This window comes from Billgrantia endophytica (genome assembly GCF_002879615.1).
Taxonomy (GTDB): Bacteria; Pseudomonadota; Gammaproteobacteria; order Pseudomonadales; family Halomonadaceae; genus Halomonas; species Halomonas endophytica.
In genome coordinates this window covers 1-14,165 of record NZ_PNRF01000025.1, presented here as the reverse complement: position 1 = coordinate 14,165, position 14,165 = coordinate 1, and the positions used below count along the sequence as shown (strand labels likewise).

Below are 14,165 nucleotides of genomic sequence, written 5' to 3'. Positions count from 1 at the left end.
CGACTGGCGCCGCCAGGCGCCTCGGCGGAGGCCGCTTTTTCCACCCTGTTGGAGCGCCGCCTCGCGTCGCGACTGGCGCCGTCAGGCGCCTTGGCGGAGGCCGTTTTTTCCACCTTGTTGGAGCGCCGCTTCGCGTCGCGACTGGCGCCGCCAGGCGCCTCGGCAAAGGCCGCTTTTTCCACCCTGTTGGAGCGCCGCTTCGCGTCGCGACTGGCGCCGCCAGGCGCCTCGGCGGAGGCCGCTTTTTCCACCCTGTTGGAGCGCCGCTTCGCGTCGCGACTGGCGCCGCCAGGCGCCTCGACGAAGGCCGCTGTGCTGGCGGTTATCGCCAACGAAGGGCGACCCCGCGGTCGCGAGCTAAAGCTGGCTCCTACAGCTGTTTTTTCCACCTTGTTGGAGCGCCGCTTCGCGTCGCGACTGGCGCCGCAGGCGCCCTGTCGATCAAGCCACATGAAACGGCGAAGAATCCGATAATCGGTGCCTGATCGTGCGACTTTAGTCGTGATAACCCGCCACGATGGTGCCACGGCATGGACATCGCCTGTCGGGCTGTCCATTCTTGGCCAGGCAACATGCCAGCTACTGACCGGTCCAGAGCTCGCGCAACATGTGAGCCCAGAATAAAAACGAATTCCTTACAAAGGAGTTGACCAGAATGAGTGCAATCGTTTTATTGGCCCTGGGTCTTGCCGCGATGGCGGGGGGGTATTTTCTCTATTCTAAATTCATCGCCGAGAAGATCTATCGACTGGATCCCGACTACAAGACGCCGGCGCACGAATTTGAAGACGGCGTCGATTTCGTACCGACCAATCGCTTCGTTCTGTGGGGGCACCATTTTACGTCCGTTGCCGGTGCGGCACCCATCGTGGGGCCTGCCATCGCAGTCATCTGGGGCTGGCTTCCAGCGTTCCTGTGGGTGGTGCTGGGCACCATCTTCTTTGCCGGTGTGCATGATTTCGGGGCCATCTGGGCTAGCGTACGCAACAAGGCCAAGTCCGTCGGGGCGTTGACCGGCGACGTGGTTGGCGCGCGTGCCCGAAGCATCTTCATGATCGTCATCTTCCTCGTACTGCTGATGGTCAACGCTGTGTTCGCGGTGGTGATCGCAGGCTTGATGATGAATTTCCCCAGCGCCGTGGTACCGGTATGGGGTGCCATCCTGGTGGCCCTGGTGGTTGGCCAACTGATATACCGCCGGAAGATGAGCCTGGCGATGGTATCGATCGTCGGTGTCATCGCGCTCTATACGCTGATCGGTATCGGGCCGTCGGTACCGATCGAGATGCCCGCCCAGGTGGGGGGGCTCTCCGGTAACGCCGTGTGGATCCTGATTCTGTTCGCCTACGCGGCCATTGCTTCGCTGCTGCCGGTATGGATGCTGCTGCAGCCGCGCGACTACATCAACGGCCTGCAACTGTTCGTCGGCCTGCTCATCCTGTATGGCGCCATCGTGCTGTTGAACCCGACCCTGGTGGCCCCGGCCTACAACAACGATGTGCCGGCGGGTACGCCGTCACTGCTGCCGCTGCTGTTCGTCACCATCGCCTGCGGCGCCATCTCCGGTTTCCATGGCCTGGTTTCCTCGGGAACCACCTCCAAGCAGTTGAACAAGGAAACCGACGCCCGTTTCGTCGGCTATTTCGGTGCCGTCGGCGAGGGGATGCTGGCACTGGCGGCGATCCTGGTCGCCACCGCCGGTTTCGCCACCTTCGCCGACTGGCAGGCCATGTACACCGCCTTCGGCCAGGGCGGCGTGAATGCCTTCGTCGAAGGCGGCGCCTTCGTCATTCATAACGGCATCGGCTTGCCCGAAGCCACCGCGGCGACACTGCTCACCGTCATGGCGGCGTTGTTCGCCGGCACCACCATGGATACCGGCCTGCGCCTGCAGCGCTACATTTTCCAGGAATGGGGTGAGATCTATAACCAGCCCTGGATGAAGAAGCCGTCCATCGCCACTTTTCTGGCAGTGGGCAGCTGTCTGCTGCTGGCCTTCGGTGCCGGCGGTGCCGACGGGGCGGGTGGCATGATCATCTGGCCGCTGTTCGGCACCACCAACCAGCTGCTGGCCGGCCTGACGCTGCTGGTGATCACGGTCATGCTGGTGCGCCTGCGTCGTCCCATGTGGTACACCCTGGCACCGCTCTGCTTCCTGCTGGTAATGACCATAGCGGCCCTGCTGATCCAGCTGCGCACCTTCTTCGAGCAGGGCAACTACTTCCTGATGTTCGTCGATATCGTGGTGCTGGTCGCCGCGATCATGGTTGCCATGGAGTGTACGTCCGCGCTCAGGCGGTCGCGTGCTGAAATGGCTGCCGAGAAGGGTGATAGCTGACATGGCAGGAGTGGCGTATGCACGATGATCGTGATTCCGGTCATGATTCTCGTCTCGAACGGATTCGGGCCTGGCTAAGCCAGGCCCGTTTCTTCGCGGAGGAGGTCTACTCCTCCCGCTATCGCGGGGCGATTGCCAGGGCCCGGCGAGACGAGGACGACCTGTTCATGCTGCTGGTCTTTTCGGAAATGATGGGTGTGCCCAATCCGGCCGCCTATTACACCCTGGAGCTGCAGCCCCTATTGCTCGAGCGTTTCCACGACTGGCACCGGCGCATGGGAATGGAGCAGTCGCCGCTGGATCATTTCAAGTGCTGTTAGGCACATATTGAGAAAAGCATGCCAAGAGGCCCGGGGACAGGCCATAGAGGAGGTCATTTGCCATGGATGGCAAATGTAGCGTCCAGGGAAGGATTCACAGCGCCTCCTCAGTGACCTTTGTCGTCGGGGCTCGCCTCGACACCGGCGAAAGGCTGAGAAAGCATGAAGGATCTTCTAGATAAACGCCTGCTGTGGGTTGGCGGCAAGGGTGGCGTGGGCAAGACCACGGTGTCCGCCGCATTGGCGGTACTGGCTGCGCGGCGGGACCGCCGTGTACTGGTCGTTTCCACGGACCCGGCCCATAGCCTGGGTGATGTCTTCGATCGTGAACTGGGCGATACGCCACGCCGGCTGCTGCCCAACCTGGATGCCATGGAGATCGACCCGGACATCGAGGTTGAAGCGCACCTGGCCCGCGTCACCGAACAGATGCGACGCTATGCGGCCCCGGAGATGATGCAGGAGCTGGAGCGCCAGATGCGCTTGACGCGCCAGTCGCCGGGCACCCAGGAGGCCGCACTGCTGGAGCGCCTGTCACGGCTCGTGACGGATGACGAGGCGCCCTATGACCTGATCATCTTCGATACCGCACCTACCGGACATACGTTGCGGCTATTGACGCTGCCGGAGGCAATGGCCGCCTGGACCGATGGGCTCCTGTCGCACAATCGGAAATCGGAAGAGCTGGGCAAGGTCCTGTCGCACCTGACACCCAAACGCGGCCGCGATGTGGCGACACCCTTCGATGACCCGCAGGAGGACCCCCTCAGTGATCTGGATGATCGGACCCGGGACGTGGCTCGCACCCTGATCGACAGGAGACGGCTCTTTCATCGTGCGCGCCGCCGTATCGAGAATCCGAAGGAAACGAGCTTTCTGTTCGTGATGACCCCGGAACGGCTACCGATCCTGGAAACCGTTCGTGCCGTCGAGGCGCTGGAGGCGGCTCACATCCCGGTGGCTGGCACGCTGGTCAATCGGGTGATCCCCGACGATGCCGATGGCGAGTTCCTGCGTGCTCGCCGGGAGCAGGAAGCTACCTACCTGGCGCGTATCGACGAACGGCTGGCGAGGCTGCCCCGGCCACGTCTTCCCTGGTTGCCCTCCGACGTTCAGGGGCTCGACGTCCTGGAGGGACTGGCCGATCGCCTCGAAATATTGGGTTTCTAGCGCGCTGGTTCCCCACCGGCTAGAGCGGCAGCCTGTCGCGCAAGGCGATCTCGGCTCGGCCCAGCCATTCGTTCAATGCCCGGGTGCTCTGGTTGAGGTGATACGACCGGGGTATCCAGGCGCGCAATCCCCGTGGAGGTGGGCTGGCGAAATCCGTGGGTGCCGGGACTACCGTGAGCCCGGCGGCTTCGAACTCGGCCACCGCCCGGGGTAGATGCCAGGCCTGGGAGACCAGGGCCACATGGGTGATGTCGGCTGCGAGCAGCATACCGGCACTGAAGCGGGCATTTTCCATCGTGTTGCGGCTTTCTTCTTCCAGCCAGCGAACCGGTACCGCAAACACATCGCGCAGTGCTGCCGCCATCAGGCTGGCTTCGGCCAGGTGCTCATCATGACGTCTTCCACCGCTGACCAGAATCGGCAGGTCCGTTTGGCGGTGCAGGTGGGCACCGTAGGCAAGGCGTCGCCACGTGGCGTCCGCGGGGGCGTCACCCCAACCGAACTCCGGAGCGTCGTAGTCACGCCCCCCGCCAAGTATGACGATAGCCTGGGCGGTCTCCAACTGGCTGGGGATCGGCACGGGGTAGGGCTCCAGGCCCTGGCGCAGGGCATGGCTGGCCAGGGGGGTGGAGAGCGCCAACAGGCCGGCCAGACCCAGCAACATCAGCAGGGCGCCAGCCAACCGCCGAAGGCCAAGCATCAGCCCGAGCAATATCAGCAGCACATTGAGGGTGGGTGGAAGCAGCAGGGCTTTCAGTACGCTCATGTCGGTCTCCGGCGGGCTAGTCGTCGCTGATCCGTTCCAGCCGGCGGCTGGGCCAATGGACAACGGCGGTTCGCCGGAGCATGCGCTTGGCCAGCTTGGGGTGTTCGCGGTGAATGACCCGGGTGGCAAAATCCGCAAGGAAGTGTGACTTCATCACGGCGCGGGCGCGATCGACGCCGACTTCTTTGTAAGGGGTCGAAGCCAGCAACAGGAAGCCGTCATCCGGAATGCGTGCGGACTTCATGTTGGCATCGATGATGGCGGCAGCGGTTTCGATGGGCTCCGACAGGTCGGGGCTGTAGGGTCCCACGATCAGGGCGGTATTGGGCAGATGCAGGAAATCGAAGCCACGGCCAATGCAGATCACCCATTCCCGATGCTCGATGTCGAGCTCCCGCGCAACGCCACGCAGCGAATCCACATGCTGCAGGTTGCCTTCCAGAAGCGGCAGCAGGTCGCGGCGGATATCGCTCGGTATGTCGGGGCACAAGGTGGTGACCCGCCGTTCCAGGTCGCCGGCGTCGTCCAGGGTCAGTTCGCTCATGTCGAGGCTGGAACCGTCGTCGCCGTGCACGATCAAGGCGTCTCCATCGGTTTCGAAACCACAGACCAGGGGATAGACATGGCGATGGTCATGGCCGAACAGCTGCTCGGCCTGGGCACGGATCTCACGGGCATGGGCCAGGGCGGCATCTTTGTCGCAATCGAAGCCGGCACAGCCGCGGGCGCGCTCACCTCGCGAGAAGTGGTAGGTGATGATCATCAGTACGCCATGACCGCCGTGAGTCGCCTCGTATACCGTATCGGTCAGCATTTCGCCAAGATAGGGCCAGCCCAGATGAAAGATCCCTCCCAGGTTGCGAAAGGGCGTGATGATGCCGAGTGGTGTACGGGTGGCGTGGGGAATATGAATGCGGCCATCCATGCATTTCATGACCACGATGCGGGTGGGGTGGGCGGCCAGATAGCGCTCCCGCGCCAGCCAGGCGGAGGGGCTGCAGAAGGTGTCGGCGTGCTCCCGCGAGAGGGACATCAGCGCCTCGATTCGTTCTTGAATGGGACGGTCGTGGATGCGCATGTGCGGCCCGTTGGTTGTCATTGTCGACTTGCCTGAGCCGCTATCGTCCGACAGCGTGCGCGAATATGCAAAACACACTGGGTTGCAGTCGCGGCTCAGGCGATGTCGACCTTCTGCTTGTATTCGCACAGATCCTCGATCACGCAGCTGCCGCAGCGTGGCTTGCGCGCCACGCAGGTGTAGCGGCCGTGAAGGATCAGCCAATGGTGGGCATCCTGGCGAAACTCCCTTGGCACGTGGCGCATCAGCTTCTGCTCGACTTCGACCACGTCCTTGCCCGGGGCGATGCGGGTGCGGTTGGAGACGCGGAAGATATGCGTATCCACGGCGATGGTCGGTTGGCCAAAGGCGGTATTGAGAATCACGTTGGCGGTCTTGCGGCCGACGCCGGGCAGCGCCTCGAGCGCCTCACGGGTCTGTGGCACCTCGCCGCCGTGCTTCTCCACCAGCAGGTGGCAGGTCTTCATCAGGTTCTCGGCCTTGGTGTTGTAGAGGCCAATGGTCCTGATGTGCTCCTTCAAACCGTCGATACCCAGCGCGATGATCGCCTGGGGCGTATTGGCCACCGGGTAGAGCCTAGCCGTCGCCTTGTTGACGCCGACATCGGTGGCCTGGGCCGAGAGCAGTACCGCCGCGAGCAACTCGAAGGGCGTGGTCCAGTTAAGCTCCGTGGTCGGCTCGGGCATGTGCTCGCGCAACCGGGAAAAGATCTCGTAGCGTTTCTGGGCGTTCATCTTGGGGACGATTCTCTGGAGGTCAGCGGGATGGGATGATGTCGAGGGCGTCGTCGAGCAGACTGCTCGCCTGTGCTACCCGATTCCGCGCCGTCGCGATCGCTTCGACAGTGCCCTGGCGCTCGGCATGGGCCAACTGCTGCCTGGCCCGGCGCAAGGCCTGTTCGGCGGCGTTGACCGCCATCTGCCGTTGACGCTGTTCGAGCCGGTTGTCCGAGGCGCCGCGGCTGGCGCGTGAAGTCTGGCGTATCAAGCGCCGCTGGCGTTCCAGGCGCTTCTCCCGTGCCTGGCGCGCCAGGCGCCGATTGCGTGCCTCGAAGCGCTCCCGGCCGCGTCTGGCACGTTCGGCCAGATATGCCTGCCGCTCGGTGCCGGTACGCGCCGCTTCCCAGGCCGGATGGGGCAGCAGGTCGATGCAGTCGACCGGGCAGGGTGCCACGCAGAGTTCGCAGCCGGTGCACTCCGTTGCCAGTACCGTATGCATGCGCTTGGCCGCGCCGAGTATGGCATCCACCGGGCAGGCCTGGATGCACTTGGTGCAGCCGATGCATTCGGCTTCCCGCACGAATGCCACCAGAGGCGATTGGGCGGGCTGCTCCAGCGGCAGCGCAGGCTGCCCGGTCAGCTCGGCGAGCCGGGCAACGGTGGCATCGCTGCCCGGCGGGCAGCGATTGATCGGTTCCCCCGCAACGATGGCTTCCGCATAGGGGCGACAGCCAGAATGGCCGCACTTGCTGCACTGGGTTTGTGGCAGCTCGTGGTCGATGGCCTCGATCAGGGCCAGGCGTTCGCTCACGTCAACGTCTCAGGTCAACCGTTGGCCCGGCTCGGCACCGGAGTCCGGAGAGAGCAGGTAGATATTCTCGGCATTACCCGCCGCCAGCACCATGCCTTCCGATACGCCGAAACGCATCTTGCGTGGCGCCAGGTTGGCCACCATCACCGTCAAGCGGCCTTCCAGCGCCTCCGGCGCGTAGGCGGCACGGATGCCAGCGAATACGGTGCGCGTCTCGCCGCCCAGGTCCAGGGTCAGCTGCAGCAGCTTGTCGGCTCCCTCCACATAGTCGGCCTTGGCAATGCGGGCAATGCGAAGATCGACCTTGGCGAAGTCGTCGAAGGTGATTTCATCGGCGATGGGTGCGTCGGTCAGCGGGCCCTTGGGGGCATCCTTGAGTTTCTGTTCTTCCACGATATCCTCCTTCGAGGCCTCGACCATGGCATCGATCCTGTCTCTATCGACACGTGTCATCAACGGCTTGAACTTGGCGATGACATGGCCAAGCAATACCTCATGGCGGCTGTGCCAATCCAGGGTGTCGAGCGCGAGGAACCGGCGTGCCTCCTCGGCCATGGCGGGCACCACGGGTGCCAGGTAGACCATCAACTGGCGGAACAGATTGATGCCCACCGAACAGATGTCCAGTACCTCCTGTTCACGCCCAGCCTGCTTGGCCAGCACCCAGGGTTCCTTCTCGGCGATATAGGTATTGGCCTCGTCGGCCAGTTCCATCACCTGGCGGATGGCACGCCCGAACTCGCGGGCGTCAAAGTCGGCCGCGATCCCGTCGCCGGCGGCGATGAACCGCGCTATCAGCTCCGGTTCGGCGCAGTGGCTCGACAGGCGGCCATCGCCCAGTTTCTTGACGAAGCCGGCACAGCGACTGGCGATATTGACGACCTTGCCCACCAGATCCGCATTGACGCGGGCGGCGAAGTCATCGAGGTTCAGGTCAAGGTCGTCGACCCGCGAGGTCAGCTTGGCGGCAAAGTAGTAACGCAGGTATTCCGGGTTCAGGTGCTCGGCATAGGTGGCTGCCTTGATGAAGGTGCCGCGCGACTTCGACATCTTCGCCCCGTTGACGGTAACGAAGCCATGGCAGTTCACTGCCGTGGGCGTACGGAAGGCGGCGCCATGCAGCATGGCGGGCCAGAACAGGGCGTGGAAGTAGACGATATCCTTGCCGATGAAGTGATAGACCTCGGCGTCGGAGTCCAGGCTCCAGTAGGCGTCGAAGTCGATGCCGGTGCGTTCGCACAGGTTCTTGAAGCTGGCCAGGTAGCCGATGGGAGCGTCGAGCCAGACATAGAAGTACTTGCCCGGCGCATCGGGAATCTCGAAGCCGAAGTAGGGGGCGTCGCGGGAAATGTCCCACTCGTTGAGGCCGGCCTCGAACCACTCCATCAGCTTGTTGCGGATCTGCGGCTGGACGTGATCGCGACCGATCCACGATTTCAGGAAGTCGGCGAAGTCGGGCAGCTTGAAAAAATAGTGCGTGGAACTTCTGACCTCTGGCGTCGCTCCCGAGATCGCCGAAACCGGATCGATCAGGTCCGCCGGCGTATAGGTGGCGCTGCAGACTTCGCAGTTATCGCCGTATTGGTCCTCGGCGCCGCATTTCGGGCAGGTGCCCTTGATGAAGCGGTCGGCAAGGAACAGCCCCTTGACCGGGTCGTACATCTGTTCGATGTCGCGGGTGGCGATGTGCCCCTTGTCGCGCAAGCGGGTATAGATCAGCTCGCTCAGGTAGCGGTTCTCGTCGGAATGTGTCGAGTGATAGTTGTCGAACGCTACCCCGAAACGCGCAAAGTCCTGCTGGTGCTCACGCGACACCCGCTCGATCAGCGCCTCGGAGGAGATGCCCTCCTGCTCGGCACGCAGCATGATGGCGGTGCCATGGGCATCATCGGCGCACACGTAATGACACTCATGGCCGCGGCTCTTCTGGAAGCGTACCCAGATATCGGTCTGGATGTATTCCAGCAGATGGCCAAGGTGAATCGAGCCGTTGGCATAGGGCAGGGCGCTGGTAACCAGGATCTTGCGCGGGGCGCTTGTGGTGTTCGACATATCGGCTCTGGAATTCCCAAGAAAATCAGACCCTCGATTGTAGCCATCTTCGTCGCCCGCTGCACCCGCTGACATCACCATGGGCCAGGTCATCCTCATGACGGCAGGCTGGACCCGGGCGGGGGGCGTGAAGCGTTTCCGCGAGGAAAAGGCGGACGGGCCTCGAAGGCCGTGGGTGGAAGCAATACGAACACTCGTTTAGAATGGCCGGACTGCTGGCGGGCACGTCAAACGGAATGACAGCCCTGGCAGCACTCACGCATTGCCCGTTACGCATCATCCAACAGACGAATGAATACTGAACATTCTAGTGAGGATGATACGATGAAACTGCATTACGCACTTCCCCTGCTGATGGCGACTGCACTGGTTGCCGGCTGTGGCTCCAATGCCATTGTGCCCAGTTACACCAGTGAGGACCCCGACATCATGCACATCGGCGACGATCGTCCCGCCGATCCGGAAACGACCGTCGAGAATCTCGGCTCCTACTGTGTCGAGGTGACGGAAACCTGGAATGCTCACGGCACCACGCCAGACGGACAGAGTCTCTGGGCGAAAGACACCAGCCGCGCCGTCGTGCCCTGCGACTGAGCCGGCGACGCCGGCCCATGCACTGTATGGGCCGGTGCACCTCCGACCCGATATCGACCTCCATCATGGGAGTTGTCCCTTCGTTTGACTTCCCCTGGCACCATTACTAGCTTGCTATCGATACCCGCATTCCAATAACCAGCCGGTGCCTGTCATGTTCTCTCCTGCCTGCTCCCATGCCCGCCCTCGTGTCTGGGCGATGCTTGGCGTTTCCTTGTCCTGCCTGTTTCTCGCCCAGGGGTCGGCTCATGGCCAGTCGGGTTCCGATGACGTGCCGCGGTTGGAGCCATCGGCATGTGCCACCGAGACGCTTTCCGAGCTGGGGGCGGAGTGCTACACCTTCCACGGCGAGGAGAACTGGGACGAACCCAACGGCAATCATGTGAAGCTCCCGGTAGGGGTGATGGCACCGGACGAGGTGCGCGATGTCGACGATCCGCCGGTGTTCTTTTTCCCCGGTGGACCGGGGTTTTCCTCGTTGGATGACCGCGACTATCTGGAACAATTACGCAAGGACGTCGGCAACCGCACGCTGGTGACCATGGACCATCGTGGCTTCATTCATGCCGAGCCGGCACTGGAGTGCCCCGACTATGCAGCGGTTTCGCCCTATCACAACATCATCCACACCCCGGCCATTGCCTCCTCGCTGGACCCCATGAAGCGGCTCGAGAGCATCACCGGAGCGGTGGAAGCGTGCTACCAGAAGCTCAAGGATGAAGGGATCGACGTGGCCCAGTACAACCAGTACACGGTGTCGCGGGATGTGGACGAGATACGCCAATTGCTCGAATACGACACCATCGATGCCTTCGGCTCCTCCACTGGCAGTGGCACCGTGCTCTCCTTCATCCAATACCACCCGGAGAGCATTCGCGCAGCGATCCTCGGCTGGCCCTGGTTCGCCCACCTGCGCAACCGTGCACCCGTCGATGAGTTCTATACCGCCAAGCAGGGCTTCACCGATATCCTGGCGCTCTGCGTGGCCGATGACGAGGCGTGCCGTGAGATGCTGCCCGACTGGTTCCTGGCCATCGACCGGACCCGTCGGGCCCTGGACGGCAGACCCCATGTAGCCCATGTGGAGGACTCGGACGGCAGCGAGACCACGCTCTATTTCGATGGCGCGGCCTTCCTCGACACTCTCTATCTGATGCTGCCCGAGGCCTATGCGGAGCTGCCAAGCCTGATCCGTGATGTCGAGGCCGGCGACTACGCGCGCCTCGACGATTTCTTCCTGGTCGACGACTACAACCCCGAGCCGGAAGCGCCCACTTATGCCTTGGGTTACTTCCTGGCCCATGTCTGCAACGACATGGGCACCAACCGGCCCGGGCCGGAGGATTCCATCGCTGCCGTCCAGCGTGAACCTGGCATCCTGGGCTTCGAGCCGCCCTGGCTCTGCGCCTGGTGGGGTGAGGATGGCGACGTGCCTGTGGAGCACAACGATCCCCCGGTCTCGGATATCCCGGCGCTGGCCATTCATGGCCAGATGGACCCCTGCTGTGGCACCCGTTGGAGCGAGCATGTGAGCAAGACCATGCCCAACCTGCAGTACGTGGAGTTCCAGGCCCTTGGTCACGGCCCTGTCAACGAATGCCGCTCGACCATGATCGACGCCTTCCTGGCCGACCCTCACGCCACGGTCGATGACAGCTGCAAGGATGAGGTCGCTCTGGAGTCCTGGGTGATCGAGCCTCCCGAGTAGCCCCCGTCGCCACCGCCACGGGGGCCGCTGCCGGCTCGCTGATAGCCCCGTGGCTCGCCTGAATCGGTGAGGTTGTCGTGGGCGGCAAGCGGTAGCCCGCCAGGTGCTTGCCGTCGCCGGTGACGAAGCTGGTGGCTTCCACATGGTCGAGCCCGTCCGTGCGGGTGGGGTCGGGAGAGGGTGCCGCCATGCTCCACTGCCAGAAGATGAAGCGCTCCTGGATCGGGCCGCACACGGTGGTCTCTCTTGCGATGGCCTGGGAGTGGCCCACCACCGTGATTATGATCGCCAGTAATACCTTCAATATCCTTTGTCTCGATCCTCTCGTTCAAGCTGTCTACAGTATGGCAGAGCACACCTGTCGTGCAGCAGAGTGACCGCGATGTTGAACGACACTCTGTCGCGGCGACAGCGTCGCGTTCACTTCGACTTTCCCGTTCTCGCTCCTTGTGTCTATCTTGTGGGCATGTGCCCGCCATGGAAGGAGAGCGACAATGGAGAACAAGAACCACGCCACACAGCTGGCCCGGGCAGGTTGTGAGCCCCGTGATATCGGTCCATCGGGCCTCGTTGGTTACCGTGGCCCGAGCCTGCTGCTGGCGCTTGGCCTGGCCGTTGCCAGTGCCGGTTTCAATGAAGCGCGAGCGGATGACCCCGATGCGGATACCAGGCTCGGCGCGAGCGAGTCCGAGACGCCCGCTTTCGAACACCCCAGCGAACATCTCCGCGTCAGCGAGTTTCCCGGCTCGCTGATCGATGCCGACCTGTCGGCATGGCAGGAATATAGTCCGGATATCCAGGACATCGAGATCCCGTCATCGGCCGATGATACCGACCAGCCGGCGCTGTTCTACGACTCCGGTTCGGACGAGGAAAAACCGCTGCTGCTGGTGCTGCACAGCTGGAGCACCAACTACCTGCAGAACATCGACATCCCCCTCGGTCAGTTCGCCGTGGCCAACGACTGGGTCTTCATTCACCCGGATTTCCGTGGCGAGAACGATGGCCGTCCGGAATCGATGGCCTCCGAGCTCGTCATTTCCGACATGGAGGATGCCCTTGAGTACGCTCTCGAGAACGCCAACATCGATGAATCGCGCATCTACCTGCTCGGCTATTCCGGCGGGGCGATGAACGCGCTGCACCTGGCTAGCCGCAACCCCGATGTCTTCGCCGGCGTCGCGGCATGGGTGCCGGTCTACGACCTTGTCACCTGGTATGAATGGAGCGTCGAGCGCGACGAGGACTACGCCGACGAGATCGCCGGCGCCTGCGGCGGTGAACCGAGGGAAGGGACCGAGGCGCATGCCGAATGCGTCGAGCGTAGTGCCCGGGCACACCTGCCCGATGTCGCTGGCGATCTCCGGGTGCTGATCGCCCATGGTATCGAGGATGACACCGTGCCGCCGGACCAGGGGCTGCATGCCTTCAACGACCTGGCCGACGAAGAGGATCGCATTCCCCAGGAGCAGATCGACCAGCTCATGGAGGATGGAGAGGTGCCCGAGGAACTGCGCGAGCGTTCCACCCATGACGACCATGAATTCCCGCATTTCGCCGAGGCCGAGGCCCCGGTGTTGCTCTACCTGCAATCTGGCCCCGCCGAACTGGTGCTCTTCGATGGCGAGCACGAGATGCTCTATCGCCCCGGACTCGAGTGGCTGGGCCGTCAACAACGCTGAGCGAGGAAGCTTTACCATCAAGGACGCGTTACTCATGACTTGTTCTTTCTTTCCGAGCCGCCCTGGCCGAACGCTGGCCAGGCTGCTTGCCGTGGCTGTCGTCTGTGGCTTCTGGGCAGCGACCGCCACGGCAGACGACTGGGCGGACGTCACCGGCCCTCTGCCCGGTGAACCACGCATCATCGGCCACCACGGTGGCGCCTGCCTGGTCGGCGCCGAGCAGCTACCCGCCGAAGGGGCCGGCTACCAGGCGGTGGACCTGGAACGCAACCGGCATTATGGCCACCCGACACTGATCGACTACATCCAGCGTCTCGGTCACCGTGTCGAGGAAGCCGGCTTCGGTCCGATACTGGTGGGTGACATGGCCCAGCCGCGAGGTGGGCCCATGCCGTATGGCCATGTCAGTCATCAGAGCGGGCTGGATGTCGATATCTGGTTCCGTCTCGATCTTCCCATGCTCGCTCGTGGCGAGCGCGAGAATATCGAGCAGCCGATCCTGGTCGACCCGCAGACCAACCGTCTCGACGCGCGCTGGACCGACGACCACGCCGAACTCATCCGTCTTGCGGCCGAGGACCCCGGGGTGGCGCGGATCTTTGTCGACGGCGCGGTGAAGCGTGACCTGTGTGAGCGCGAATGGGACGATCGCTCCTGGCTGCGGCGGATTCGCCCGTGGCACTCCCATGACGAACACCTGCATGTCCGCCTGCGTTGCCCACTGGGCGCCAATGAGTGCATCGACCAGCCGGAGCCACCGCCCGGCGATGGCTGTCAGGCGATCGGGGCGACCCCGCGGCCGGAGGTCTATCCCAGCCCGGGGCGCACCCTGCCACCGGCCTGTGGGGCGGTGCTGACCGAATAGGGGCGGTCGCGAGCTGAAGCTATCTCCAACAGCTGTTTTTTCCACCCCTGTGGGAGCGCTGC

General features: G+C 63.3%; 13 protein-coding genes. 8 read left to right on the top strand and 5 right to left on the bottom strand.

The features are described 5' to 3' along the window. The 4 genes from C1H69_RS23570 to C1H69_RS12015 form a co-directional block, all read left to right on the top strand. Window positions 1-474: hypothetical protein (locus tag C1H69_RS23570; protein WP_165789467.1), on the top strand; the 474-nt coding region annotated here is incomplete at its 5' end. A 181-nt stretch (window positions 475-655) separates the two neighbouring features. Then, a complete protein-coding gene (locus tag C1H69_RS12025; protein WP_102653652.1) occupies window positions 656-2,338 on the top strand; it encodes a carbon starvation CstA family protein in 1,683 nt (560 codons plus the stop codon). Between the two features lie 17 nt (window positions 2,339-2,355). After that, window positions 2,356-2,658 (top strand): cory-CC-star protein, encoded by a 303-nt coding sequence (locus tag C1H69_RS12020; RefSeq protein ID WP_102653651.1) that lies wholly within the window; start codon window positions 2,356-2,358, stop codon window positions 2,656-2,658. 162 nt (window positions 2,659-2,820) lie between these two features. After that, on the top strand, window positions 2,821-3,828 hold the full coding sequence (locus tag C1H69_RS12015; RefSeq protein ID WP_102653650.1) for an ArsA family ATPase: 1,008 nt from the start codon (window positions 2,821-2,823) through the stop codon (window positions 3,826-3,828). 19 nt (window positions 3,829-3,847) lie between these two features. Here the strand turns inward: C1H69_RS12015 and C1H69_RS12010 are convergent, their stop codons facing one another. The 5 genes from C1H69_RS12010 to metG form a co-directional block, all read right to left on the bottom strand. Beyond that, the gene (locus tag C1H69_RS12010; protein WP_102653649.1) at window positions 3,848-4,594 is read right to left on the bottom strand and encodes a YdcF family protein; all 747 of its coding nucleotides are present in this window, start codon (window positions 4,592-4,594) and stop codon (window positions 3,848-3,850) included. 16 nt (window positions 4,595-4,610) lie between these two features. Beyond that, complete coding sequence (locus tag C1H69_RS12005; RefSeq protein ID WP_240609923.1) at window positions 4,611-5,693, bottom strand: carboxysome shell carbonic anhydrase; 1,083 nt, start codon at window positions 5,691-5,693, stop codon at window positions 4,611-4,613. A gap of 74 nt (window positions 5,694-5,767) precedes the next feature. Continuing rightward, a complete protein-coding gene (gene nth, locus C1H69_RS12000; RefSeq protein WP_102653648.1) occupies window positions 5,768-6,406 on the bottom strand; it encodes an endonuclease III in 639 nt (212 codons plus the stop codon). Between the two features lie 22 nt (window positions 6,407-6,428). Continuing rightward, complete coding sequence (locus C1H69_RS11995) at window positions 6,429-7,202, bottom strand: RnfABCDGE type electron transport complex subunit B (RefSeq protein WP_205738475.1); 774 nt, start codon at window positions 7,200-7,202, stop codon at window positions 6,429-6,431. A 9-nt stretch (window positions 7,203-7,211) separates the two neighbouring features. Continuing rightward, a complete protein-coding gene (gene metG / locus C1H69_RS11990) occupies window positions 7,212-9,254 on the bottom strand; it encodes a methionine--tRNA ligase (protein WP_102653647.1) in 2,043 nt (680 codons plus the stop codon). A 324-nt stretch (window positions 9,255-9,578) separates the two neighbouring features. Between metG and C1H69_RS11985 the strand changes: the two genes are divergently transcribed. The 4 genes from C1H69_RS11985 to mepA all read left to right on the top strand — a co-directional run bounded on the left by C1H69_RS11985 (window position 9,579) and on the right by mepA (window position 14,103). Further along, a complete protein-coding gene (locus tag C1H69_RS11985; RefSeq protein ID WP_102653646.1) occupies window positions 9,579-9,848 on the top strand; it encodes a hypothetical protein in 270 nt (89 codons plus the stop codon). Between the two features lie 154 nt (window positions 9,849-10,002). Then, the gene (locus C1H69_RS11980; RefSeq protein WP_240609922.1) at window positions 10,003-11,556 is read left to right on the top strand and encodes an alpha/beta fold hydrolase; all 1,554 of its coding nucleotides are present in this window, start codon (window positions 10,003-10,005) and stop codon (window positions 11,554-11,556) included. A gap of 494 nt (window positions 11,557-12,050) precedes the next feature. Then, complete coding sequence (locus C1H69_RS11970) at window positions 12,051-13,238, top strand: alpha/beta hydrolase family protein (RefSeq protein ID WP_102653643.1); 1,188 nt, start codon at window positions 12,051-12,053, stop codon at window positions 13,236-13,238. A 34-nt stretch (window positions 13,239-13,272) separates the two neighbouring features. Continuing rightward, entirely contained in the window at window positions 13,273-14,103 is an 831-nt protein-coding gene (gene mepA, locus C1H69_RS11965) for a penicillin-insensitive murein endopeptidase (protein WP_102653642.1), read from the top strand. The last annotated feature ends 62 nt before the right edge of the window (window positions 14,104-14,165 follow it).